The organism is Bombilactobacillus sp. ESL1097, from assembly GCF_058107205.1.
In genome coordinates this window covers 14,833-40,156 of the sequence record NZ_JBYLUB010000003.1, presented here as the reverse complement: position 1 = coordinate 40,156, position 25,324 = coordinate 14,833, and the positions used below count along the sequence as shown (strand labels likewise).

Below are 25,324 nucleotides of genomic sequence, written 5' to 3'. Positions count from 1 at the left end.
GAATTTTCGGAAAAATTTCTAAGAAAGATATTTGTTAATTCAGAGTTAATTTTAGTCAATTTATGGTAAATTAAAGCTAATTATCACGTTAATACTTAAGTTTGGGGGAGAGGTAATCCAGATGCAAACAATTATGATGATCGATGATGACAATACTCTATTGCAAACCGTAATAAAAAACTTCGCTAAGTGGTCGTTGAAAGTAGTTGGCGTTTCAGATTTTCAAAAGATTATCGCAGAATTTAAACAATTAAAGCCAGATTTGGTTATTATGGATATTAATTTGCCATATTTTGATGGTTTCTATTGGGCACAACAGTTACGTCAAATTTCGACAGTACCATTGTTATTTTTGTCAGCTATTGATCAAGAAACCAGTATGTTGCGAGCATTAGCTGAAGGTGGAGATGATTATGTTATTAAGCCTTTTACGATTAGCATTTTACTTGCTAAAGTTCAAGCGATGTTACGGCGATTACAGACTTATGATCAACAAGTTCAAAGTGGTCAATTACAGTTTGGACCTTATACTCTTTACACTTTAGGAAATGAAGTAGTTTTTAATCAGCAACGTGTTAATTTGTCACCGACTGAAGGCGATATTTTACAATTATTATTTTTAAATGTTAATCAAGTAATTTCTACGCAACACTTTTTGGAGACTTTTTGGCAGGGAGGTCTGTTTTTGGATGAGCAAGCTTTGCGAGTTAATTTTAGCCGATTGCGTCGTAAACTGAAGCCAATTGACCTGCAACAATATATTGTAACTGAACCTGGTAGTGGCTATCGGTTATGTGCTTATGAATAAAAAGGAAATGTGGCTCTTGATTAAACCGGCATTGCTAAGCTTACTGAGCTATTGTGGCTTGTTAGTTTTACTAAGTATTTTATTTGTTTTGTATCATTTACCAATAATTATTTTGGGTGATTTTATTCGCTTTAGTTTACTATTTGTAGGGGTCTATTGCGGTTTAAAAACTTATTATCAGTGGCGTAAGGGGCAAAAGTTGCAGCAAACAGATTTTTCCCAGCCAGCATTGTTTCAAGATTTATCGGCTAGTGATTGGGAAAACTATCTTTTATTGCACAAATTACAAACTTTGCAGCAGCAAGTAAAGTCTGACCAAAAAGTGCAAAAGCAAAGGGCTCAGTATCAACAAGATTATTTAATACATTGGGCTCATGAAATCAAAGTTCCAGTTACGGATCTGTTATTAATGAGTGAGAGTATTGAGCAGCTGAATACTATCGCGGTTCGAACGCAAACCAAGTTGATTCAGCAGCAATTAGATTCGATGTTAGATTATGATCGTTTTTTAAATTTAACACATGATTTACGTTTTAATTGGGTCTCCTTGACACAAGTTATAGAAACTGTTTTACAAAAATTTGCGCCGCTGTTTATTCAACGCCAAATTTCTCCACGTATTCAAGTTCCAGCGGTTCAGGTTTTGACAGATACTAAATGGCTGCAAGTAATATTGGAACAAGTAATTTTTAATGCTTGGAAGTATTCGGACGATCGAAGTGAAATTAAATTGGTTTGGGAACACAATTGCTTAAGGGTTATTGATTCGGGTATTGGGATTGTGGCTAGTGACTTGCCACGCGTATTTGAAGCCGGATTTACTGGAGTTAATGGCCGGAATAATCCTAATGCAACAGGAATGGGGTTATATTTGGCCCAACAAATTAGTCAAAAGTTTCACGACCAGTTAACGATAGCGTCCAAATATCAGCAAGGAACGGTAGTTAGTCTGATTTTTCCAATAGAGCAAATTAAAGAGGTTGCTAAACTGTAACTTAACGGCGGAGATTGTAACTTGTTGTTAAAGTGAAAGCCTTTTAAAATAAACTTATCGAATAACTTAGGGAGGGTAAACGATGAGTTTATTACAATTACAGCATGTGCAAAAGAAGTTTACACAACCTCATCAAGTTGAAGTACAAGCTTTGAAAGATATTTCTTTGACAGTTGAATCAGGAGAATATGTAGCGATAATGGGTGAGTCTGGATCTGGCAAATCAACACTTTTAAATTTGATTGCTACTTTAGATAAGCCAACTAGTGGTTTAATTCAATTAAATGAGCAAAATTTAGCTCAACTAACAGAAAATCAAGCAGCTTTATATCGTAGACAACATTTAGGTTTTGTTTTTCAAAAGTTTAATCTACTTAATACATTTAATAATCAAGACAATATTTTATTACCGTTGGTACTAGCTAAAACTGAACCTAAAATTCTACAGCAGCGCTTACAACCACTGGCTAAGGCTTTACAAATTACTGATTTATTGCAGCGTTATCCTTACGAAATATCTGGTGGGCAGCAACAAAGAGTGGCAGCAGCAAGGGCTTTAATCATGCAACCACAATTAATTTTAGCTGATGAACCTACAGGTGCCTTGGATTCACATAATTCTGAATTATTGTTGGATTTATTGGAACAAGTTAACGCTAAAGGACAAACTATTTTAATGGTCACGCACAGTGCTTTGGCTGCCAGTCATTCCAAACGCGTTTTATTTATTAAAGACGGTTTGATTTTTCATGAACTTTTTCGCGGTAATCAAACTGCTAGTCAATATTTGCAACAAATCACTGCAAGTGCCACCTTACTGGTTGGAGGTGAATAGCAATGATTCACTTTAAATTGGCTGGGCATGCATTAACGCACCACCGTGAACAATACGGACCGTTTATCTTGGCTAGTATTACTTTGGTTGCCGTCAATTATATTTTTTGGAATACCTGTTTTAATACTAGTTTGAACAAGTTGGCGTTGGGTCAACAAACCATTTATTTAATGATCTTGGGTACCGTTTTTGTTACTTTATTAACTATTTTTTTAATGATTTATGTTAATCGTTTTTTGATTAAACAACAGGTTCATGAGTTAGCATTGTATAAAATGTTAGGTTTAGCCACTAAAGATTTGAATTTAATTCTAACAATCGAAGTCTTATTTTTATTGATTGTTAGTTTGGTAGGTGGTTTAGTTAGTGGCTTAGTGTTTAATAAATTATTTTTCTTGATTTTATGTAATCTGCTCCAAACCAAAGCAATTGTTGAACAATTTTCGCAAACTGGTTTGTTAGTAGTTATTGTAATTTTTAGTTTGCTATTTTTATGGCTATTACTCAGTGACTTTTGGCAAATTCGTAAATTACAACCGGTAGTTTTATGGCAACAAACTAATCAGGTCGAAGTTAAGCCTAGAAGTAATGGCTTGTTAGGTGCTTTAGGTGTGTTGCTCTTAGCGGTAGGTTACTATCTGGCTGTTAAAACCAAACCTACAGTTGCTTCACTTTCACAATTTTTAGTGGCAGTAGTATTTGTTGTTTTGGGAACTTACTTGGTCTTTTTAGTTTCCAGCGTCTGGATATTAAAGTTTTTACAGCAACGACCACATTTTTATTACCAGCCGTCACATTTTATTGCTTTATCTGGATTATTATACCGAATGAAACAAAACGCGTTAAGTTTGGCTTCTATCTGTTTATTGTGTAGTGCTATCTTAGTCAGTTTGGTGGGAAGCACGGGCTTATATTTAGGTAAAGAAAAGTTAGTTAACACTTATAATCCCGCCGATTTAATGCTGGTTCAACAGCATCCATTTTCGCATCAACAACAACAAATATTGCACCGGGCAGCTAAGCAAAATCAAATTAATTTACGACAATCAGAGCAAATGCAAATGACTACTCCAATACCGTCGGTGATTAAAGATGGACAACTACGTCCAATGACTGGTGGCATGCATATTATTTATCAAGTCAGTACAATTAGTGTTAGTGATTATAATAGAATTCAAAAAACTTCCTTGCGTTTAAAAAAGCACCAAATTTTAGTGTATTCGGCTGATAATTTAGCTTTAAAGCATTCTTTGAATTTCAATCAGCAAAGTTATCAGGTTAAAGTTATTCCACAATTTAAGTTAGGATTTAGTTATCAGCGTTCAATTTATCGACCAATTTTTATTATTACAGCTAATCAGCAAGTAGCACATCAGATTAATCCTCAACCTTGGTTATATGTTCAGGGACAAAATATTCAAGGGGCACAAAAGCATAAATTAAAATTTGCAAGCCAAATACCATCACTACTAAAATTGGATAGTGATAAATATTCGGCTAAAGTACAAATGGAGCAATATATGAATTCGCTAGTAGGCAGCGTCTTGTTTGTTGGTGGTTTAATTAGTTTAAGTATGATTATTTTCATGGCCCTACTGATTTATTATAAACAATTGTCAGAAGGTTATGCTGATCAAAAACGTTTTCTGATTATGCAAGAAGTAGGACTGAGTAAATTAGAAACTAAAAAAGCTATTCATAGTCAAATTTTATTGTTGTTTATGTTACCATTGATTGGAGCTATTATTAATTTACTTTTTGCATTGCCGGCAATAAAAAGCGTCTTAGTAATGCTCTTTGTTTATAGATTTAAATTACTTGCCATTATTTCATTGACGCTGATAGTATTAGTGGCTGCCTATTACGGAATAATCTATGGAATTACGGCGAAAGTTTATACTAAGATCGCTAATTGTTCTAATAGGAAGAATTAAATGTACTGAAAGTCCGAAGCTTTAAATTAGCATCAGAGTAATTATCATGCTAAATGATGCTATAATAACTTATATAGAAAGTTCTTAGAAAGAAGACATTAAAATGAATACTTTAATTTCAGTAGCAATTGCGCCTTTGGGTGTTGGTGAGCATTTAAGTGGTTACGTTGATGATATTATCGGTGTAATTGAAGCTTCTGGTTTGACGTATAAAACAACAGCAATGGGTACCGAGATTGAAGGCGAATGGTCCGAAGTGATGGCTACCGTGCAAAAGGCAGTCCAAACCTTAACTGATCAGGGAATTAGGGCTTATGTTTCGTTAAATGCTGATATTCGACCAGGTCATACGGATACAATTGAAACAAAACTACAGAAAATTCATCATAAATTAGAAGGTTAATTGAATACAGAAGTGTCTGTTTGATTCTGAGATAAAGATTTTTAAGTAGGACTGATTAATTTAGATATGGGTAAGCTCGTATACTAATTAATCAGTCCTTTTATATTAGATCCAGAATGAGGTATTAGCCCGTCTTATTTTAAAGCTACCTATAAAGAGAAAAGATTTAAGTAAATTTTTATCTCATACTTAATTTATTTCTGAAGCAAGTTAATATACAATAACCGTTATTATTAAAAATGAGTTAAATGTGATAATTTTACAAAATTTAATGTAGAGGATGTTTATATGGATATTAAGATTTTGAATGAATTAAACACTGAGCAAATCAATGCAGTAAAGCAATTGTTACAGAAGGTTCATCAATATGATCATACTTTTCGTGATCCCTATCTGAGTAATCAATTTAATTTTTTTCCGGACATGCCAACTTTTTTATTGGCTTATCAAAAGCAAAAATTGGTTGGTATGGTTATGATCTATGCGGATGAAAAACCAAGTAACGGTATAGTAGATCTTTATATTAATGTTTTACCTGATGCGCGGAGACAAGGGGTGGCAACAAAATTATTGTCCTATGTTAAGAAAATTTTGCATAATTATAATTACACTAAATGGGAATATATTTCGGAGCAAAACTTTTTAAAGAATTATCCGGCATTTTTGACACACAACCAATTATCTATTTCTAATACGGAATATCAATTAAGTTTGGATTTAAAAGAGTTCCACTCGGTAAAGTCTGATGAAAATATTTTTACATCAGAACTAACTGATGCGGAGATACTTACTGTTTCTAAAATGGAAAGTATAGTTTTTGATAATGATTCAACGATTAGTGAAAATTATATTCGCAATAGTTTTTCCGATGCCAATATTGTCCAATACGTCTTGCATAAAAATAATCAAATTATTGGGTATTGTGCTATTAATTTTGAAATTGAATATTATTTTTTTGATTTATTTATAGCTGTACAATACCAAAAACAAGGATATGGAACTATTTTTATTACTCAGATTTTACAAAAGCTGAAGCAATTAGGCAATAAACGGTGTGTTATTGGCGTAATGGGGGATAATTTACCGGCATTGCAGCTCTATAAGAATGCTGGGTTTATCCAAGATACTAAAATACTATATTTGACAGACCTAATTGTTTAAAATAATCGGCAATATAATTTTTGGATACAGCCCATCATAAGGTAAAAAGCTGAATACTAATTGTTATGAGTTCAATGATTTAAAACCAAACTAAAAAGGAAACGCTTCGTCATTATTAAACGAAGGTTTCCTTTTTGGGTTTTAACTTATCCAGGCTGTTGTTCGATGACCTGGACTAAGTTGGTTAAATTAGTTTGAAAAGCATGTTTGGTAACGGGCGTTAATAACTTTATGGGTAAGTGCTTAGTTGCTTGAGGGTCAACACTTAATTCTTCTTGAATCAGTACTTGCTTGTTTTGTTCTGTTAATTTAAAGACTAATTGATAGGCTAAACGCCCTTGACTTCTGAGATACTTCACTTGTGCTGGAGTAACCATCACTTGAATGGTTTCTTGATCATTTAAAGCGTAATCGGCGCGCTTGATTTGAAAGCGATCGGACGCTTCTCCCATTTGGACAGTATCAATTTCTGGCACCCACTGTAATAACTCTTGGGGATGATCCAAAATATGATGCACACTTGCTAAGTTGGCTTGAGCTAAAGCCATGTTTGAAAATAATACTTGGTTCATAATAATTTCCTCCTTGTGATGCTTTCAGTATAGGAGAAATCAATTTTTGACAAAAATAACAATACTAATAAAAACTAATTAGTTCTTATCTCAGAACCTTAGTTGACATGGTGTAAATCTTCAGGGAACCATTCCGCCAAAATATCTTGGCGGAAACGAGCTTCTTGCGCTTGATTTTTTTGATCTAAATGTTCCGCACTCTGAGCTAGTAAATAATAACAATTTAGCAACATATAATGAGAGTTGTGCTGAGTAATAAAGGCAATGGCCTGGGTTAATTGCTGACTAGCTTTGACGTAATCAGCTTGATTATAAGTCATTAAAGCCGTCAAATAACCAATAATGTTCAAATTCTCTTCATAAGGAGCAGCGCCAAAATTTTGCCAGGCTAATTTTTGATAGTTTTTCATTAGCTGCCAGTTGTATTTGCATGAGTAGGTATAAGCTAAAGCTATGTGACATAAGCGAGTCAAAGTGGTGGGTTTAGGGGTAGGCTGCAATTCAGCCAGGGCTAATTTTAAGCTTTGTAAGCCTTCGTCAAGTTGTTGGGTATTGACTTGAGCAACACCTAGATAATAGTAATATGACTGTTCTTGTAAGATAGTACCAACTTGATTAATAGTTGTGGACTTGGTTAAGAAGTTAGCTAATTCTTGATATTTATGTTGATTACATAATTGTTCCAAAGTTTGATTGAGCCGTTGATCGGCACTAATGCCGTAATTAGTAGCCAAGCTAAGATCTTGGAGGTTGATTTGTAGCCGGTCACATAAAGCGAAGAGTAATTGGGCGTTAGGAGTATAACGATCATGCTCAATGGCTGAGAGCATTGGTTGACTACAGATATTGAGGCAAGCTTGTTTTTGTGAGAGGTGAGCTGTTTGGCGGGCAGCTTTGATTAATGGTCCTAAGGAATTTTCCATAGTAAAAAGCCTTTCGTAAAAGTAAAGTTGTTATTTGACATTATTGTTAATAGTGGCTGCACGTAAGCTTTTCTTGTTTGAAACACAAAAAAAGCAGCAAAATCTTAATTGAAAGATTGCAGCTTCTTTGGTAGATTCAAGAGTCAAAATATAAGATTGATGATGATTATCAGAACTATTTGCCATTCCAGCGTTGGGAGAATTCGTTTGGAATGCCCAAGGCATCTAAAACTTTCATTGATTGATGGTCGAGCAGATCTTGGATTGATGAAGGGTGTGTATAAAATGCGGGGATAGGAGGAATGATCTGTACTCCTAGTTGGGATAGTTTAGTTAAATTTTCTAAGTGGATGGTACTTAACGGCGATTCGCGAGGAACGACAATCAACTTACGTTGTTCTTTTAACATGACGTCGGCGGCGCGTCCAATCAAATTGTCTGAAAAGCCGTGTGCAATTCCGGCCACAGTTTTCATGCTAGCCGGTACAATGACCATACCATCAACTAAAAAGGACCCACTAGCAATTTTTGCTCCTTGGTTGCGATTATCATAGACATAATCGGCTAAGGAAGTGACATCATTGAGCTGGTAATCAGTGTCTAAGGCTAAGTTTTGTTTGGCCCATTTACTCATGACTAAGTGCGTTTCAACGTCAGTAATTTGCTGGAGTTTTTGTAAAAGGTCGATTGCATAAATTGTCCCCGAAGCTCCAGTTACTCCAATAACGATTCTTTTCATTAGGTATTTACTCCAAATATTTTTTCCAGTCAGGAACTTTCATGAATTGTGCTCTTTGAAATTGTTTTTTCATATCAAACGGAACAGTACCATCAACGACCAATTTAGAGCTCATGCCGCGAAAACGAATCGACTGGGGATCATATTCTGGCCGTTCAGAAGGGTCTAATGGATGGTTCCGCATTCCTGGTAATATCATCAGATCTTTATCAGCTTGAAATCTGGTGTTAATTGTCCAAACAACGTCGTTCATATCAAAAATATCCACATCTTCATCAACTAAAAAGACAGTCTTTAACTCTTTAAACGCTGAAAAGGCTAATAAAGCTGCTTGTCGTTGTATTCCTTCGTCCGCTTCATTATCTTTGTGGATTTGCATAATTGTCATTAGCTTGCCGCCGCCTGCAGGAGGATTGTAAACATTGAGTACTTTGCCCGGGATGGCTTTATTCACTAATTGCAAGATGCTAGCTTCGGTGGGGATTCCCGCCATGCTAACATGTTCCTCACTGGGACCAATGACACTTTGCATGATCGGATTTTGACGATGAGTTACGGCCGTTACTTTAATTACTTGCACTGCGGGATTGGCATCGCCGTCGTAACCTGGAAATTCAGGCATAGCCTTACCAGTGTGGGTATTAATATCTTCTTGAATCCGTTGATTAGGCATGATATATCCTTCCAGGGTATACTCGGATCTAGCAATGGCCTTTTCATCCACGGAAACGCCATTAACTAATTCGACTGGTTGTTGGCGAATGGCACCGGCTACACTTAATTCATTGTAGCCTAAGGGGGTTGTTGGTGGTTCAAAAGTAGTACCAATCGTGACTGCTGGATCAAGTCCAATGTTAATCGTAACTGGCATGGGCTGATTTGCCTGTTCGTATTCTTGGGCAAAGGCTCCAATGTGGCGACCACCAGGCATAATATAAATTCCTAGTGTATCTTTATCTTCGATACACATCCGGTGGATGGTCACGTCAGACATACTTTTTTGCATATTAGAACCCAAAACGACCCCAACGGTAATATATGGGCCAGCATCTTGTGGAGTATTGGTAGGGGCAGCCACTAATTTGCGAATATCAAAATCTTTGTCGGTTGCGCGATGGATGACTTCATGAGCAGGAGCGTCTTTTTCAGCTACGACTACAGGGGCAATTGGCTGTGAAACAGCTTCATTGAACATTTGACCTAGCGTCTTGTAGTCATGGTGTAAGATTTTACCGACCCTTTTGCGACTCGCCATCAAACCAATCAAGACACGGGTATCAGGAAAACCGGTCACATTGTTAAACATCATGGCTGGTCCTTCTTGCGTTGGTCGCTCAACTGTACCGCCGGCACCAATATAGCAATAAACACCGGCTAATTCCGCATTTGGATCAACCGCAACATCAGTTTCATGATAATTTTGCTGATCGTCTTGAATCTCGGAGAGAACCTTGCGTAGATCCCATTTTTCTTTAGTCATTTATCATCAACTCCTAGGGAATAATTTATGATTAATAAAGTTTGCACTTGCTGTTAGTTCATAGTAGTGATTTTGTGTCAAATTTTAATTATTTCAAATATGACCTGATTTTCACAGTTATTATAATAATTATGGTCAGTAGAGATCAATTTGAACTCGGTGATTTTACCGTGCTAGAATAGCATAACATAATTAAACTTGACTTGACGCTCAGTTATGATTTTTTGACAAAGAGCGCAGTGATAAAATTCAATGACTTGGGTAGGAGAATGAAAATGATTAAAAAATATACTTCTGTAGTTACACGGTTAGACTTTTCGTTGCAAATTGAAGCAAAATTTGTCGGTAAGGATCTCTTGGTTAATTTAACTGGTGGCGATCATCCACATATTGGGGCGCTGACCATGTTTGACCAAACGGGAACAATAACGAACCAAGCGTTTCCTAGTCATGATGGACGAGTACATAAAGATGGGGTCCTTGCGCGGCAAATTATTCATATTATTAAGTCCAGTTTGCCGGGAGTTGGCGTTGTTTCGGCAGGCGTGCATGTTGATCACATTAGTCAAGCCCAGTTACAAGCTACTGGCCCCATGACCGTTGAATTAGGACAACGGTTAAAGAAATGGTTGGATAATACAAATCTGAACGTCACTGAACCACAATATTACGGAAGAGATGAACGTCCTCAATAATGGTGGAGTGGTCAACATTTGAAAAAATAATTTTTTGATTGGCAATAATTTATCGATGATATACTTAAACTATTGATGCTGATAGATCTTGTTGAAAGGAAAGTCATTCTATGAATGATACAAATAAAATATTATTAATAATTTTATGGATTATCACTATTGGTTTATTTGTAATGTATATTAAGGGTATATAATATAAAAAGTAAGCTGTTACAAAATTTTTGATTGTAGGTTCAAAGCATGCAATTTTTAATACAAAAAAGTACCTCTTGGGGTAAAAATAATTATTTTATTATCAAAACCAAAACTGACCAGCTGTTGGTAATTGATCCACCGGCTGATATCGAACAAAGTTATCCGCTCTTACAGCAAAATACCAGTCAAACTTTGACCATTTTTTTAACCCATCGGCATCACGATCACGTTGAAGGGCTGCCTTTTTTACAACAACATTTTAACTGTCACTTGTATGTTGCTAAGCCGGAATGGCAGCAATGGCTTAAAGAAGGACGACAGCCAACAAGTGCAGTGACGACATTTGAGAATGAACAAAGTTATCAGTTTGCTGACGTACAGATTAAGTGTTTGTTAACTCCGGGGCATACGGTGGGTTCCAGTTGTTTTGTGATTAATGACCAGTATTTGTTGACGGGAGATACGTTATTTGTGGAAGGCTGTGGCTTGTGTGGTGACTATGATCCAGCTAATCAGGAAATGTTTGCTTCCTTGCAGCGCATCAAGGCTTTAGCGCCAGACTTATTAGTTTATCCGGGCCATACTTATCGGCGTCAGCCTGGCTGTAGTTTACAGTATATTAAGGAACGTAATATTTATTTACGATTTAAAACTTTAGCGCAGTTTATTAATTTTCGAGAACGTCCTAATCAAAAGCATTTGTTAAAATTTAAGTAACATACTTGTTAAAAAGCAAGTAGGATCCTGGAATAATTAAGCAATAGATTTTTAGATTCTGATGCTTGAAAAGAGCAAGCTAGTTTTTTATAAATTAATCAAAGAGGCGAGCAGTGTGAAAGTTTTGGTAAGTGATTTAGACGGGACGTTGTTTAATGCGCAGGGGCAAATTTCACAGCCCAATGTTGTAGCTTTACATAAGTGGTTGGAGCAGAATTTATTAGTGATTGCTTCAGGCAGATTTGTGACGAATATCAGACAAATGTTACGTCAGTATCAGTTGCGTGGCCCGATTATCGCACTGAATGGCGCACTGGTGGTTGACCAAAATGATCAAGTCATTGCTAGTCATGGATTACCAATGACAGCGGCGTTAGAGGAAACCATCGCTTTGTGTGAACAGCAGCAATTAATTTATACAATTTATAATCCTCAAGGTGCTTATACGCGGCGTTATCCTGAAACTAATGCTAGTTTATGGAAGATAGCACAAGCACGTAGTGCTAGTTTGGATCCGGCTGAGGTACGGCAAGCACAGCAATTTTATAATCATGCCTTTTATCAGGTTAATCAACCGGTTGATAATGTGAATATCATGAAAACAAAACAGCAGCAGATGCTTAAATTTGAAGTTTTTAGTGAACAATCGGCGTTGTTGCAAAAAATTAGAACTATGAATCAAGAATTGAGTGTTGTCTCTTCTTCGTCACGGAATGTAGAGCTGATGGCAGCAAATTGTAGTAAAGGAAAAGCTTTGAAACAATTAAGCCAAGAATTGTCATTGGATTTAACGCAGTGTTATGCCATTGGTGATGGTGAAAATGATCTGGCAATGTTTCAAGTTGCTGGTCAAAGTATTGCGATGGCCAATGCTGCGGCAGCTATTAAAAAGCAAGCCGATTTTGTAACTACGACGAACGTTGCTGACGGAGTAGCGGCGGCCATTGAACGAATTTTAAATGCATAATTAAAAAATAGCTTGTTAGCTTATAACGATACATTGTGATAATCGTCTTTTATAGGTAGCTAATTGGCATAAAGATAAAAAAACTAGGACAATAAGAATAATGTGCATATTCTAGTGCAGATTAAACGATTTTTGTTCTAGCTTTATTAGAAGTAATATCATAGGAATATTTAGGCAACTTTTGGTTAGTTTTATTGGGTAGGATAATCGTCATCAATTTTACATTTATTTGTTAGATACATGACATGAAACAATTATTTTATGTCAGGATTTTATTCGCTAATAGTATTCTTTAGTAGCGTAAATTGATTGAATTTATACTCAAAAGGTATTATTATTTGGGTACAAAAAGAAAGGCAGGCAAGAAAAACATGGTAGTTAAAGAAAAGAAACGGATTCAAGTTCAGATTGATAAGGATTTGGCTGAGAATACTGAAGCAGTCTTAGATGAGCTAGGATTAAATCCAACCACGGCAATTAATATGTTTTATAAGAGAATTGTGGCTGATGGTGCTTTGCCTTTTAAACCTGCCTTAAATTCGGAAGAAAAATCCAATTTACGTTTTCTTAAGGCTACAGAAGAGACACCAGTTACGGAATTTAAAGATGCTAAAGAGGTGGCCGATTGGCTTAACGATTCAGATGAGGACTAATGATTTAATCACATTATATGTTAGTTTTGTAGAAACTAACGGTGGCAAGTCGCGCCCCGTATTAATTCGTAGAGTATCAATGCGAACGGTTGAAGCTTTTAAAATTACTAGTAAGTATCAAAATAAATCGGTTTATATCAAGCAACAATATTATCCAATTAAGGATTGGCAGTCTGCTGGATTAAAAAAGCCTTCATGGGTTGATCTGGGGCATCTCTATCGTTTTCCGAAAGTTGGATTAAAATTTAAAGAAATCGGTCATTTAAGTAAGCTAGATCAAAATAAAATTATTACTTTTGCTCTTAACCTTAAATCAAAAAGAAAGTAAAACAGAATTCACATGATAATGCAAAATGACATTGGTATTTACAGAGGTTAGTTGTCTTATGTTGTAATTAGTGATAATAATAATTCTGGTTAGTTAGAAATTTTGAATATTGTATCTTATTGTGTATAACCAGAAGTCAAAAACTCTAGAAAAAATGTTAATTTCAATGGTCATTGAAGAAATTGTAAAAGCTTAATCAAATAATTAAACTTTAGCTTTCAAGATCGAAGTTAATGCAATTTATTTAGATTAAACTAGATACTAAAGTTTGAATAGGTAAACAAGAATTGAATTTCATATAGTAAATTATTTATGTGTTTAAAATAAAATTACTGTTTTCTGAAATCTATTAGTTGAGTAAGAAAGTGTAATATTTATGAAAAAGTTTTTAAAAACTATGTCTAGTTCTTTGGAAGAGGTCACTATGTTATTTGTTCTAAAAAATAATATTCAAATTGATGTCAATAAATATCCTGATCTCAATGATTTAGGATATTGGGTGCCAATCAAGATTGAATCTAGATTGCTTTTAAGAACTAAATTACCACAACCGACTGTAGTTAACAGATTTCAGCAGATAACCAAGTTATCCGCTGAAGATTTTGACATGGGAGTGGTATCGAGTATCAATGATGTTTGGTAAATCATTTATAGTATTCAATAATAAATAAAGCAGGTGATAATCTTGTTAGAGGATATCACCTGCTTTTTACTTATATGATAATAAATAAAATAAATGACTCTTTTTATTCATTATCAATACTGAACAACAATTGCTTCATCAGTGACGTGTCTTGCTCGCAAATCTAAGGCTATTGTTTGATCTAATAATACTTTTACAGATACTGTTTGCTTGCAGTTAGTCGATGATACATTGGAAAAGTACGTGCGATACTGCTGATTGGAGCCATAATCGTCATATTACTTGTTTGACAAACTAGATCATTACTTAGAGCAATGGCTGGCCGTTTATTCATCTGTTCATGACTGCGATTTGGATTAAAGTTAACATAAAATATATCGCTTTGGCTTACCATTGAAGTTCATGGCCCTCTGACTTTCCCCAATCAAGTTCGTGCTCCTGCTTTCCGTCGTCTTGCCAGTCCTTGAATATTTCGTGAATATTAGTTGGCTTCTTTTTTATTGGGGTTAAAACAATGGATCCATTTTCAATTGTTATGGTCAAGTCTTGATTATCATCTAAATTCAATTGTTTAATAATTCGGCTAGGAATTCTGATAGCTTGAGAGTTCCCCCACTTTTCTAATCGTGTTTTTTCTTTAATAAGTACCATATTTTTTCCTCCTGAATTATTATTACGAGTTTAATGTATTCTGTGTAGATACGAAATTCAACTATTCTTCCTTAATGATGGATTATAGGAATGGTAGTACTCAATTAGCTCTCTAATTACATTTCCGACTACCTAGAATAATAGCGATCAAACCATAAATTCCAAAGTTGAAGTAGCTAAAGGTTAGGCTCCAGTTACTCAGCGTGGGAAAAAGTAAACTCGTCATTGGTGGGGCTAAAACTAAAAGTGAATTAGCAATTGTGACGATGCCTCCTAAACGAGCAGCTGGAAAGACGCGAATTACTTGGGCAGAAAAACGTGGTGAAATTAAGCCCAATAAAAAGGCAACACCGGCCACACTCCAGAAAATTAGATAGATGTTATTCAGCAATAAACCTACTGCGGTTAAACTTAGCCAACAATCGGCGCTGACGGCTAATTTTTTAATGGCAGTGTTGGTTAGTATTTTATTACTTTGACTGTTACCTAGAATCATCATGCAAGTGGTTAGTCCGGATAGTAAAGCAATTTTGATCGAACGTGGTACCAATAAAAGATTGCGGTTGTGTTTGAGAAATAAGATGAAAATGGGGGTTAATCCACCAAAGAAACCATTAAGCAAAGTTAATTGGCTTAAAGTGTTCCATAAATGCGGTTGGCTCTTTAATAATTTAAAATTTTGCAAAGTAGTTATCCAAGTTGAAGTTTGTCTATTTTTAGGTATTTGGCGTTCGGTTGCCTTTAAAGTTGGTTGCAAAATTTGATAACCTAGACTAACTACTAAAAAGATTCCCGCATTAAAGAGCGCTATTAACTTAGGAGGCCACCAAATTAGTAAGACTGAACCTAAAAGTGTTGCAAGTACACTAACTAATTGGTTGGTCAAACTGACTAGTCCTTGAGCCTGTTCTAAATCTGGTGAACGCACTAAACTTTTCGTGAACGGGATGACTAATGAAGCTGAGTAGTTACCCAATAAATCAGAGCAGAAGTTCAAACTAGCCATCATGATTAATAGCATTAAGGTGGCATGTCGACTGACTAAAATAGCGATTAAGCTATAAAAAAAGGCGCGCAAGAGGGAACTATGACTCAGTAAACGTAATTTATTGGCCTGTTGATCAGCTAAACTGCCTAAAAAGAAGCTAAAAACAATTGGTAAGGTCTCACTGACAGAGACGATAGTAACAGCGATTTGATTTTGTGGTAGGGTTGCGGCAATTGTTAGCATCGCCGTGTAAAACAAACGATCTCCTAATTTGGAAAGCAAATTGATGCCCGCAATTTGTGTAAAGTTAATGTTTTGTCGAATAAACTTAAGCATGTTTCAACCAATCCTTTAGTTTTGATAAAGTTATTATTCAATGCTTAAATAGACTTAACTTGAAAAAGTTAACTTTTCTTAACTAGGTGGTGTTGAAATGTATGGTCCAACAATAAAAAAAATTCGTTTGGCAAAAGACTTGGCGCTCAAAAGCGTTTATTTAGGAATTTGTTCCAAGCCGAACGCAATTCAATTTGAAAAAGGGCTGCGGATGCTAGCTGCGGATAAATTTAACCAAATTTTAGATAACTTAATGATTAGTTTGGAAGAATTTCAATGGATTGATCAGGGTTATCGGCCACAAAGAGCTGCTTATTATCAGTTTCTAGCAACGCGAGCATTTAACAATGGTGATGTCCAAGATTTTGCGCGCACTATACAAAGCTTAGAGAACAATCTCGGTAAAATGCAACGCATTCAATTAGCGAGTTATCGTTTATTAAATTGCTATCAACAAAAGCAGCCTTTGCCGCAAGCAGAGTTACAGTTAGTTACCAATTATTTTGCTAATTTGGCGACTTGGACTTTAGCGGATGTGAAATTTTTTGCGAATAATTGTTATATTTTGCCGTATCGTTTGATGATCAATTTATTGACTGAAGCCCTTAAAGTGCAACAACGTTATCAGCATTATCCACATGGTGATGAAATTTTTGCTACATTATTATTAAATTGTGCCGATCGGATGATTGAACAGGATGATTTTTATCAAGCTAAGCAAGTTTTACAATTGAGTTCAGAGCTAGTAGTAGGTATTACCCTGAACGGATTTCATTTGTTACAAAAATATGAGTTAGCTAAAATTTTATTCTTGAAAGAAGATCCGCTTCAGGGTAAGCAGCAGTTATTACAAATTAAAACCATTGCAGAATTTTTAAATGATCAATCTTTAGCTGCAGAAATTAATAAATTAATTAAAACCAATTAAATTTATTCTGATTAGCTAATTTAGGTACAAATATATCTAAAAGCATTACTCAATTGTTGGTTTTATATTAATTACGTGTTCTGTTATCTATTTTTTGCTTAGCATAATACTACTGCTTTACTATGTTTGATGGATATGTTATTTTACTATAAAATTAATATATTGCCATTAAAATTAAAAATTATTATATATAAATATAATATATTAATTTCAAAATAATTCAGTATATGGAGAAATTAATGGTTAAAATTGACATGAATAAGTTAGAAGAAAATAACTATCACTTACAACAACAAGTTCAAACTTTAAAAAGTGCGTTACAAGATACCAGTGTCAAGATGAAAGCTGTGCCGAATTCTGAAGGCTTCAGCGGGAAAACGCAACAACAAATGGCTGAGTATGTCGAAGCAGCGCATGGTCGTGAACCGCAACAATTAACAAGTGAGTTAGATCAATTAGCGCAAGGCATGGAACGCTTAATTAATGACTTTAAGGCAGATGTTGATAGTAGTAGCCAAGCTAAAATTGACACCGAGAACTTAGACGATCTGGAAAAAATACTGATCAAGACCAAAGAATTAAATAGTAGAACGGTTGCCCGACTGAACAAAGCCTACCAATTAGCGCTTGAAGCTGGCGCGGATTGCCAATTAATTGATGATCAAGCCGACGAAGCACTGGGCAAAACGATCCAATTGGTACAACAAACGAAACGGAAAGTATTAAATTACAATAATCGTACCCTGCCATTAGCGTTAAAAGATTTAAGTCATAATCTGGTACATGTTAAAAGCGATTTGACAGTAACGGCGGGAATTAAAGGTCAAGGTAAAGATCACTTTCAGATGGCGGCTTTTTTAACAGAGTTAGGACGCGATGGTTGGAATAAGGCCGCCTTAACCAGTTATGAAAACTTTTTGAATGATAGTATCAAGAACTTAAAAGGAAATAAATTATCAAAACAATTAAATCATTTATTTAAGCAGGCTCGTCAAGTCGGCTCTTCTGCCTTTAATGCATTGTTTCGACCGTATGCGCAAACCGGAGTTAGTCAAAAAGCGGCTAGTTCAGCGTTAACGATTATGCTGAAGTACTTAGGTGCGACCATAGAAAAGGGTTATTTGAAATTGAAACATGGTTTTCCAATGTTGAATCCCTTTGACAATGAATTGCTACAAACCTTGTTGCCTAAAGTTGTGCAAACCGCTTTTACCTTTACTAAGGGAACGAAAGGTGGCTTAGCCAAAGCGAGTGGTACGTTAGCTACCGAGATTCACCAATTGCGCTATTATATTTCGGATGCCAATGCTAAATATGTGGAACAAGTTGCTAAGAAATTGCACGTGACCCCTGGTGAATATTTAGATGATTTGAGTCAAACCGGGCAGTTTAAAGTCGGTAGTGAAAGTGCGAGAGCTCATAATAAATCGAAAACTAAGGATTTTTATCCGAGCATTGGTTCTTCACATAACTATAAATTGCTTTCTAATTTTCATGTAGAATTCATTATTAATAATCAAACGGGGCAATTGTTACATGTTGATCCGGCAACGACCATTGGTAAGAGTGGGCGAAATTTAACTGAATGGCAGACCGATGATTTAGCCGGTTTTGTGAATGGACCATCGTATAATTACGCCAATCAAAATGATATGAACTTATCCAATGAAAATAGCTCACACTTTAATTATGACTACTCTTATGGGAATATGGATATGCCTAATCGGAATGATATGTTAGTAAAAGATAAAACTAAAGATAAGAAAGTTCTTTATAAAACTCCTCAAAAAGAAGGTAAGAACAAATATCAGCCTGTAGATAGCTATTCGGATTATCATCGCCAAAAGCAAGGTAAATAAGACGATGAAAAGAAATTATAAGAATTTTCTGTTGGCTATGATAACAGGATTAAGTATTTTTACTATGGGACTAAGTAGTAATCCCCCCAGTAGATCAGAAATGACACCCAAGTATCAAAAAATGAGTGACAAAAAACTGCAAGCCCGCAAAGATGAGGGTGGCGTTTTAACACCTAAGATTAAAGCTAAAACGACTAAAGATTTGATAGGACAATCTTTTTCCTTTAACTCGTCAGAATTTGAATATTTTCCAAGAGAAGGCGATGGCGAATACTTTTTAAAGTTAAAACCCAATCAAACCTTTGTCTTAGTATATAACGATGCTTTTAAAGTACAGACAGTGCAAGAGGGGGGAGGAGATGGAATCAGTATTGAAACTTATGCAGGTAATTACAAAATGTCTAAAAAGCAGATCAAGTTATTTATTCAAGATTATTGGATAACGATAGAAAACGCAAGCGAAATTCATCCTTTAAGAAGAGTGAATAGTTGGCCGATAACGCCAACATCGATAGGTTTAAATCATGCATTATATAATCAATTACCGTTAGATTTACAACGAAAAATTCCATCTGATAAAGTTCATTACGATTACGATAACAATAAAGAATATGGTTTTGCGGAGAAGAATTATCCTAAAAAATATGTAAGGTATTTAAAAAATTCTGGTAATTATGAAATCGCTAAATATCATAATTATTGGCAAGTACAAATGCCTGGAGTAGATATGCAAGACGATCCGAAAAAAGAAGGAAAGTATATATTTTCTAAAAAGATTGACCGGTATGGCTACCTCCATAAGTATGATCATGTTTATCCCATTCCGGATTCAGTATCAGAAGACTTAATAAATAAGTTTAAGGAAAGTGGTAGTTATTAATGAGGGTAAACGTAGGTGTCACTGTAGAAAAGGGTTATTTGAAGTTAACAAACGGTTTTCCGGTCTTAAATCCGTTTGACAATGAATTGTTACAAACGTTGTTGCTCCAAATTGTGCAAACTGCTTTTCCGTTTACTAAGGGAACAAAAGGTGGTTTAGCCAACGCCAGTGGTACGTTAGCTACCGAGATTCACCAATTGCGCTATTATATTTCGGACTCCAACGCTAAATATGTCGAACAAACAGCTAAGAAGTTGCACGTGACCCCTGGTGAATATTTAGATGATTTAAGTCAAACCGGGCAGTTTAAAGTCGGCAGTGAAAGTGCAAGAGCGCATAATAAATCGAAAACTGAGGATTTTTATCCGAGCATTGGCTCTTCACATAACTATAAATTGCTTTCTAATTTCCATGTGGAGTTCATTATTAATAATAAAACAGGGCAATTATTACATGTCGATCCTGCAACGACGATTGGGAAAAGTGGGCGAAATTTAGCTGAATGGCAAACCGATGATTTAGCCGGTTTTGTGAATGGACCATCGTATAATTATGCCAATCAAAATGATATGAATTTATCGAATATATATAGTTCACACTTTAATTATGACTATGGTTATGAAAAAACTTTAGATATGCCTAATCGCAATGATATGTTAACTACGGATAATTCCCAAAATAAATACGCTCTTTATACAACGCCTGACAAAGAAGGTAAGAACAAATATCAGCCTATAGATAGCTATTCGGATTATCATCGCAAAAATCAAGGTAAATAAGATGAAAAAAATATATAAAAGTTTTCTGTTGGCTATGATAGCAGGATTAAGTATTTTTACCATGGGACTAAGTAGCAATCCCCCCAGTAGATCAGAAATGACACCGAAATATCAAAAGATGAGTGCTAAAAAATTGCAAGCGTGCAAAGATGAGGGAGCAGCTTTAACACCCAAAATAAAAGCCAAAGCGGCTAAAGATTTAATAGGACAATATTTTTCCTTTAATTCATCAGAATTTGAATATTTTCCGAGAAATGGTAGTGGCGAATACTTTTTAAAGTTAAAATCCGATCAAACCTTTGTTTTAGTATATAACGATGCTTTTAAGGTACGGACTGATCAAGAAGGTAGTCCAGATGGAATAAGTATTCAAACATTTGCGGGTAATTATAAAATAAGTAAGAAGAAGATCAAGTTGTTTATCCAAGACTATTGGATAACAGTGGAAAATGAAGACGAAATTCACCCTTTAAAAAGAGTAAACAGTTGGCCAGTAACACCAACATCTATTGGTTTAAATCAAGCATTATATAATCAGTTACCAACAGACGTACAACAAAAGATCCCATTTGATAAAGTTCATTACGATTACGATAACAATAAAGAATATGGTTTTGCGGAGAAGAATTATCCTAAAAAATATGTAAGGTATTTAAAAAATTCTGGTAATTATGAAATCGCTAAATATCATAATTATTGGCAAGTACAAATGCCTGGAGTAGATATGCAAGACGATCCGAAAAAAGAAGGAAAGTATATATTTTCTAAAAAGATTGACCGGTATGGCTACCTTCACAAGTATGATCATGTTTATCCAATTCCGGATTCAGTTTCAGAAGATTTAATCAACAAGTTTCGAGCCAGCGGTAGTTATTAAAAAGAAAGTGGTAGTTACTAATAATTTTTGGATGGGAGATAATTTGAAATGGATGTTGCCGCTATTTTACAAGCAATTAAGCAGAAGCAAGCCTTATTAAGAAAATTGCACCAGGCACAACAAGAAGCTAAGGCGGAGGTGGATGACTTACAAAAAATCGTTAGAGACATTCAAATAGGTCAAGCAACAGCAGCACCATGGCACGGTCAGAGAAAGAATAAATTTGAACAGTTACAGACGAATAACTTATCCATTACAAAAAATAATGCAAGTAAAAATGACGAGAATTTAAGTGCCATCCAACAAAGAATTAGCCAATTAGAAGTCGAAATTACTCAACTAGAAGTCCAATTGGCATTAGCCCAGAGTGCGGAGAAAAAATAATGACTACTATTAAAATTGTTCAAGCTAACTATAATCAAAATGTGAGCCAAGCAAGCAGTTCAGTTCAACAATTACAAGCCCAATCCTTAACAGCTACCAATATATCTGGAACGAATTTAAAACCTTTTGTTCAAGCAATTAAATTAGAAAAGGAATTGGAACAAGTAATTAAACATTATGGGACAATTGCGGAACACGATACAGTAGAGTATTCCCAGGTATCCAGTGAGTTGGAAGCAGCAGATACCAAGGTCGCAAATTCGTTTCAGTAAACCAATAACAAACCAATAATGATTATTTTATATTTTATTTTCGTAATTAAAGTTTTGAATGCTATAGCAATAAAATAAAACCACTTAGTATTTTGACTTCAAGTCATAAGTGCTAAGTGGTTTTTATATGATTTTAATTTTTTAAACTAGCTTTATGCTTTAATTAAGCCAACTTGTAAAATGGGCTTAACCGCAATTAGCGCAACAAGTTTGCAATAAAAATAAGGTAACTTTTGATTACTTGTCTAAAATTTGATGTGAGCCAGTAGTTACTAATAACAAAACTAATTGTGTGTGGTCTAGTTTGTAAATAACGATCCAGTTATCAGATGTTTTACCATAATTGCCATACCTCGACGGGTGAAATTCCCGGTATCCTTGCCATTGACCCTTTAAAGCATGATCCTTAATCTTGTGAAGAATATGAGAATCTTGTTCGATGATAGCTTTTAGACATGGTTTTAATATCCTAATAGGAAAATGTTTTTTAGCTAGTCTTTTTAATTCTCGTTCGAAGGATTTTGTGATCTTAATCTTCATCTATTTTGTCAATCCAATCGTTGAAATCTGCGACTGAACCAATCTCAGTTACTTCGTTGTTTTCAGCTTCACGCTTAGCAGCTATAGCTTCTGAGGAATCTAAAAAGCTGACCAAGCGGACTTCGTTATTAGCTGCCTTTATTAAAGATAGTCGAATATATTCTGATACAGTTAAACCTTGTTTGGCTAAATTTGATTTGGCACGTTCACTAATTGTGCTATTAACACGAGTGGAAACAGTTTTATCTTTAAGAGTAGAATTGCTCAAGAAAATACGCCCCCTTTATTGTTGTTTACTATTGTATTACATTAATAATAAATCCAGCTTGTAATAAACACAAGTTTAATCTAAAAAATAAGAGGTTGAAAACAGTAGAAGCTATTGAAGCGTATGACATGCCAGATCCCATTTAGATATCGGTTAAAATACCACCTAAAACAAGTGTTGTTAATTTTAAATTAGTGTTTGTAATTTAACGGACTGGTTAAAGAGAAGAAGTACAATGATAATTCAAGAATGACATGCCAATTTAAGATATAATTATGGCATCGTGGTTTTGGAACACTCGGATTTTATGTTAGCCCAGTGAGATTAAAACCAACGACAGTATTAGTAAAAAAGGATACATTGATCTATTTAAAAAAGCTCTCTTTAAAAAAGAAGAACCATAAAAATTATGAGCAGTAGCAGTAGCAGTGGGTGTGTTTTGTTAGGTCCTCGTTAAAAATCTTTTTGTTAAAGCTCTTTTTATTGCTCTGCCGTTCATGAACTTTTATGAAGTTCTTATCGTTAAAAAATAGTACGACTATCTAATTGTCCTTGCTTTAAAACTTTTGACATAGATGGCAATACTATCTTAATTTATTTTATATAGTTACTATTAGCGTCATTTGCTTTGAAGTTAGAAGTTATAAGAAATACTAATTAAGTGCGGGATCGCTTTGACTGGCTAATAACCACTGGTGATTACTACCAAGTCGGATATAGGTTTGTTGGTTAATGGATTTAACGCCATAAGTCGCATAGGGCACGTTGAGGTTAGTGATCTGGCCAGTGGGCTGACCGTTTTGGTTGACTAAAGTGTTGTTAGCATGGACAGTCACGGCTTTGGGTAAAAGATATAAAGCGTCTGCTGCTGCCCACTGATTATTGCCTAAATCAACGGCATAAACATATTCAGATTGATTGGCAAAGTCGACGCGATTGATTTGCCAATCGGCTACTTTATTACTTAACTTTCCGATGGGTTGGGTCAGTTGGGGATCTTTGTACACGGGAATAGGTTGGCCAGCCGAAAAAGCTTCTTGATAGATGTATGATCCGGGTTTAACTTCATGGCTGACAGCATTAAATTGTGCGCTCACCCATTGATGACCACCTAAATCATAAGCCGTTGTTTTTCCAGTATTATCGACTTCTTTTTCATAAGTTTGCCAGGCACTAATTTGAGGAACGAGCCTCGTACCAATGGGTTGACTTAACTGTGGATCTTGGTAAGTCATGTTCATCTGTCCATGTGAATAATAAATATCATGACTGGGAACGACAGCGGCTTGAGTCGATAATATTGGTAAACTAGCTACAGTAATTATTGTTGCCAATAATTGACTACTTAAAGATATTAGAGTTGGTTTCATAATAATTGCACCCTTTCGTTAGCAATTTTCCCAAATATATAATTTGAATTAAATTAGTTGATATGAGCGGCATTTAAATTAGCCCACTGCTGGTTGTTACCTAATTTGAGATAATTTTGTCCGTTGATGTTTTTAACACCATAAACTTTGTAAAAGTCGTCAGTTTGGATTTTAGTCGTTGGCGTTCCAAACTGGTTAAACAATTGGGCTCCTTGTTCAAAGGCATAGATCGAACGCACGGCAAGGACGTTGCTCGATGTAGCCACCCATTGATGAGCTCCTAAATCAACCCGCGTAATGGGATCGCCACTTGAACTATTGCTGGCATACTGACTTACTTTCCAATCAGCAATCTGAGGATTTAAATAACCAGTGATGTGCCATAGTTGTGGCGAGTCGTAGATGGGAACTTGTTGATAGTTAGAATAGGCTTCTATTAAGTTATTGGGCTTTTTGTTTTTGACGACGCCACCTAAAAAGACATCACTACTTTTAACCCATTGATTAAACCCTAGGTCAAAGGAATTAAAGGGAATGTACGTTGTACCATCTGTAGGACGATTACTTTGACTAACAGCAGTGACTGCCCAATCATTGATGGTGGTGGCTAAAGTTGTACCGGTTGGTTGGGAACAGGCAGCATCACTATAGATTGGTACCGCTTCCTTTCCAGAGCTAACTTGTAAATTTGCGGCTGATGTGACATAGGCTTGGGCATTAACCGAATGACTAATTATCAATAAACAACCAAATACGGTCATAATTAAACTGCCAATCAACGTTAATTTTGCTTGCATCATTTACCCCTCTTTCTGACATATTAAGTGTAGCACGAAAAGGTTATCAGAAGTTTCGAAAACACCAGTTGGAATTGATTTTAAAATTTAGGTTTGCGCTCAGTGACATTGCGTTCATGAAGTTTAATCCAGGATCATTTTCATTCAATAGTTGATTAGGTTCTATTAAAGTTATATTGACTATCTTTAAATTGGATTAATATGTAGATAGTAGGTGACACCAATGAAGAAACATCTTGAACTACTATTCTAACGTGAGTGATCCAACATAATAGTTTTGCACAACACAAAAAGTTATTTATGATTAGTTAACCGATTTTCTATAATTGAACAGTAACGTACGATAAG

General features: G+C 35.3%; 29 protein-coding genes and 1 pseudogene. 19 read left to right on the top strand and 11 right to left on the bottom strand.

Features of this window, described 5'->3' with window-relative positions; translation table 11 throughout:
* The first annotated feature begins 121 nt into the window (after positions 1-121).
* The 6 genes from AC3B6D_RS07905 to AC3B6D_RS07880 all read left to right on the top strand — a co-directional run bounded on the left by AC3B6D_RS07905 (position 122) and on the right by AC3B6D_RS07880 (position 6,135).
* Positions 122-808 carry a response regulator transcription factor gene (locus AC3B6D_RS07905; RefSeq protein WP_489758013.1) on the top strand — a complete coding sequence of 229 codons (687 nt, stop codon included), beginning with the start codon at positions 122-124 and terminating at the stop codon, positions 806-808.
* Entirely contained in the window at positions 801-1,802 is a 1,002-nt protein-coding gene (locus tag AC3B6D_RS07900) for a sensor histidine kinase (protein WP_489775357.1), read from the top strand. Before AC3B6D_RS07905 ends, AC3B6D_RS07900 begins: the two co-directional genes overlap by 8 nt.
* Positions 1,803-1,884: 82 nt before the next feature.
* A complete protein-coding gene (locus AC3B6D_RS07895; protein ID WP_489775356.1) occupies positions 1,885-2,637 on the top strand; it encodes an ABC transporter ATP-binding protein in 753 nt (250 codons plus the stop codon).
* A gap of 2 nt (positions 2,638-2,639) precedes the next feature.
* A complete protein-coding gene (locus AC3B6D_RS07890) occupies positions 2,640-4,571 on the top strand; it encodes an FtsX-like permease family protein (protein WP_489775355.1) in 1,932 nt (643 codons plus the stop codon).
* Between the two features lie 103 nt (positions 4,572-4,674).
* Positions 4,675-4,974, top strand: a complete 300-nt coding sequence (locus AC3B6D_RS07885; protein ID WP_489758023.1) for an MTH1187 family thiamine-binding protein — start codon at positions 4,675-4,677, stop codon at positions 4,972-4,974.
* A 288-nt stretch (positions 4,975-5,262) separates the two neighbouring features.
* A complete protein-coding gene (locus tag AC3B6D_RS07880) occupies positions 5,263-6,135 on the top strand; it encodes a GNAT family N-acetyltransferase (RefSeq protein ID WP_489775354.1) in 873 nt (290 codons plus the stop codon).
* A 146-nt stretch (positions 6,136-6,281) separates the two neighbouring features.
* On the opposite strand, the gene AC3B6D_RS07875 is transcribed toward AC3B6D_RS07880, so the two are convergent.
* The 4 genes from AC3B6D_RS07875 to AC3B6D_RS07860 all read right to left on the bottom strand — a co-directional run bounded on the left by AC3B6D_RS07875 (position 6,282) and on the right by AC3B6D_RS07860 (position 9,849).
* Positions 6,282-6,707 (bottom strand): SRPBCC family protein, encoded by a 426-nt coding sequence (locus AC3B6D_RS07875; RefSeq protein WP_489775353.1) that lies wholly within the window; start codon positions 6,705-6,707, stop codon positions 6,282-6,284.
* Between the two features lie 98 nt (positions 6,708-6,805).
* The gene (locus AC3B6D_RS07870) at positions 6,806-7,630 is read right to left on the bottom strand and encodes a helix-turn-helix domain-containing protein (protein WP_489775352.1); all 825 of its coding nucleotides are present in this window, start codon (positions 7,628-7,630) and stop codon (positions 6,806-6,808) included.
* 175 nt (positions 7,631-7,805) lie between these two features.
* Positions 7,806-8,369 carry a UbiX family flavin prenyltransferase gene (locus AC3B6D_RS07865; protein ID WP_489758028.1) on the bottom strand — a complete coding sequence of 188 codons (564 nt, stop codon included), beginning with the start codon at positions 8,367-8,369 and terminating at the stop codon, positions 7,806-7,808.
* A gap of 7 nt (positions 8,370-8,376) precedes the next feature.
* Entirely contained in the window at positions 8,377-9,849 is a 1,473-nt protein-coding gene (locus tag AC3B6D_RS07860; protein ID WP_489775351.1) for a UbiD family decarboxylase, read from the bottom strand.
* A gap of 275 nt (positions 9,850-10,124) precedes the next feature.
* Here AC3B6D_RS07860 and lpdD point away from each other — a divergent pair, with 275 nt between their 5' ends.
* The 6 genes and pseudogenes from lpdD (at position 10,125) to AC3B6D_RS07830 (ending at position 14,047) form a co-directional block, all read left to right on the top strand.
* The gene (gene lpdD, locus AC3B6D_RS07855; protein ID WP_489775350.1) at positions 10,125-10,544 is read left to right on the top strand and encodes a prenylated flavin chaperone LpdD; all 420 of its coding nucleotides are present in this window, start codon (positions 10,125-10,127) and stop codon (positions 10,542-10,544) included.
* Between the two features lie 240 nt (positions 10,545-10,784).
* Complete coding sequence (locus AC3B6D_RS07850) at positions 10,785-11,456, top strand: MBL fold metallo-hydrolase (RefSeq protein WP_489775349.1); 672 nt, start codon at positions 10,785-10,787, stop codon at positions 11,454-11,456.
* A 115-nt stretch (positions 11,457-11,571) separates the two neighbouring features.
* The gene (locus AC3B6D_RS07845; protein ID WP_489775348.1) at positions 11,572-12,423 is read left to right on the top strand and encodes a Cof-type HAD-IIB family hydrolase; all 852 of its coding nucleotides are present in this window, start codon (positions 11,572-11,574) and stop codon (positions 12,421-12,423) included.
* Between the two features lie 371 nt (positions 12,424-12,794).
* A complete protein-coding gene (locus tag AC3B6D_RS07840) occupies positions 12,795-13,076 on the top strand; it encodes a type II toxin-antitoxin system RelB/DinJ family antitoxin (protein ID WP_489769815.1) in 282 nt (93 codons plus the stop codon).
* Positions 13,066-13,401, top strand: a pseudogene (locus AC3B6D_RS07835) (hypothetical protein); the annotation flags it as partial. The gene AC3B6D_RS07840 and the pseudogene AC3B6D_RS07835, both read left to right, overlap by 11 nt.
* Before the next feature lie 427 nt (positions 13,402-13,828).
* Entirely contained in the window at positions 13,829-14,047 is a 219-nt protein-coding gene (locus AC3B6D_RS07830; protein ID WP_489775347.1) for a hypothetical protein, read from the top strand.
* Between the two features lie 193 nt (positions 14,048-14,240).
* On the opposite strand, the gene AC3B6D_RS07825 is transcribed toward AC3B6D_RS07830, so the two are convergent.
* The 3 genes from AC3B6D_RS07825 to AC3B6D_RS07815 all read right to left on the bottom strand — a co-directional run bounded on the left by AC3B6D_RS07825 (position 14,241) and on the right by AC3B6D_RS07815 (position 16,022).
* Positions 14,241-14,441 carry a type II toxin-antitoxin system PemK/MazF family toxin gene (locus tag AC3B6D_RS07825; protein WP_489775346.1) on the bottom strand — a complete coding sequence of 67 codons (201 nt, stop codon included), beginning with the start codon at positions 14,439-14,441 and terminating at the stop codon, positions 14,241-14,243.
* The gene (locus AC3B6D_RS07820) at positions 14,435-14,698 is read right to left on the bottom strand and encodes an AbrB/MazE/SpoVT family DNA-binding domain-containing protein (RefSeq protein ID WP_489775345.1); all 264 of its coding nucleotides are present in this window, start codon (positions 14,696-14,698) and stop codon (positions 14,435-14,437) included. The genes AC3B6D_RS07825 and AC3B6D_RS07820 overlap by 7 nt, the downstream gene beginning before the upstream one ends.
* Before the next feature lie 112 nt (positions 14,699-14,810).
* Entirely contained in the window at positions 14,811-16,022 is a 1,212-nt protein-coding gene (locus AC3B6D_RS07815) for an MFS transporter (protein WP_489775344.1), read from the bottom strand.
* Between the two features lie 97 nt (positions 16,023-16,119).
* Here AC3B6D_RS07815 and AC3B6D_RS07810 point away from each other — a divergent pair, with 97 nt between their 5' ends.
* The 7 genes from AC3B6D_RS07810 to AC3B6D_RS07780 all read left to right on the top strand — a co-directional run bounded on the left by AC3B6D_RS07810 (position 16,120) and on the right by AC3B6D_RS07780 (position 22,001).
* Positions 16,120-16,950: an Rgg family transcriptional regulator gene (locus AC3B6D_RS07810; RefSeq protein WP_489775343.1), complete on the top strand. Its 831-nt coding sequence runs from the start codon at positions 16,120-16,122 to the stop codon at positions 16,948-16,950.
* Between the two features lie 239 nt (positions 16,951-17,189).
* The gene (locus tag AC3B6D_RS07805) at positions 17,190-18,809 is read left to right on the top strand and encodes a DUF3114 domain-containing protein (protein WP_489775342.1); all 1,620 of its coding nucleotides are present in this window, start codon (positions 17,190-17,192) and stop codon (positions 18,807-18,809) included.
* 100 nt (positions 18,810-18,909) lie between these two features.
* Positions 18,910-19,689, top strand: a complete 780-nt coding sequence (locus AC3B6D_RS07800; RefSeq protein ID WP_489775341.1) for a hypothetical protein — start codon at positions 18,910-18,912, stop codon at positions 19,687-19,689.
* A complete protein-coding gene (locus AC3B6D_RS07795) occupies positions 19,689-20,468 on the top strand; it encodes a DUF3114 domain-containing protein (protein ID WP_489775340.1) in 780 nt (259 codons plus the stop codon). The genes AC3B6D_RS07800 and AC3B6D_RS07795 overlap by 1 nt, the downstream gene beginning before the upstream one ends.
* A 1-nt stretch (position 20,469) precedes the next feature.
* Positions 20,470-21,345 (top strand): hypothetical protein, encoded by an 876-nt coding sequence (locus AC3B6D_RS07790; RefSeq protein ID WP_489775339.1) that lies wholly within the window; start codon positions 20,470-20,472, stop codon positions 21,343-21,345.
* 48 nt (positions 21,346-21,393) lie between these two features.
* Positions 21,394-21,729: a hypothetical protein gene (locus AC3B6D_RS07785; RefSeq protein ID WP_489775338.1), complete on the top strand. Its 336-nt coding sequence runs from the start codon at positions 21,394-21,396 to the stop codon at positions 21,727-21,729.
* On the top strand, positions 21,729-22,001 hold the full coding sequence (locus tag AC3B6D_RS07780; RefSeq protein ID WP_489775337.1) for a DUF5344 family protein: 273 nt from the start codon (positions 21,729-21,731) through the stop codon (positions 21,999-22,001). The genes AC3B6D_RS07785 and AC3B6D_RS07780 overlap by 1 nt, the downstream gene beginning before the upstream one ends.
* A 237-nt stretch (positions 22,002-22,238) precedes the next feature.
* Here AC3B6D_RS07780 and AC3B6D_RS07775 read toward each other — a convergent pair whose 3' ends face one another.
* From AC3B6D_RS07775 to AC3B6D_RS07760, 4 genes are all read right to left on the bottom strand, one after another.
* Complete coding sequence (locus AC3B6D_RS07775) at positions 22,239-22,541, bottom strand: type II toxin-antitoxin system YafQ family toxin (RefSeq protein ID WP_489775336.1); 303 nt, start codon at positions 22,539-22,541, stop codon at positions 22,239-22,241.
* On the bottom strand, positions 22,531-22,809 hold the full coding sequence (locus AC3B6D_RS07770; RefSeq protein ID WP_489775335.1) for a RelB: 279 nt from the start codon (positions 22,807-22,809) through the stop codon (positions 22,531-22,533). Before AC3B6D_RS07770 ends, AC3B6D_RS07775 begins: the two co-directional genes overlap by 11 nt.
* A gap of 653 nt (positions 22,810-23,462) precedes the next feature.
* Entirely contained in the window at positions 23,463-24,179 is a 717-nt protein-coding gene (locus tag AC3B6D_RS07765) for a hypothetical protein (protein WP_489775334.1), read from the bottom strand.
* Between the two features lie 53 nt (positions 24,180-24,232).
* Entirely contained in the window at positions 24,233-24,979 is a 747-nt protein-coding gene (locus tag AC3B6D_RS07760) for a hypothetical protein (protein WP_489757683.1), read from the bottom strand.
* Positions 24,980-25,324 lie beyond the last annotated feature (345 nt).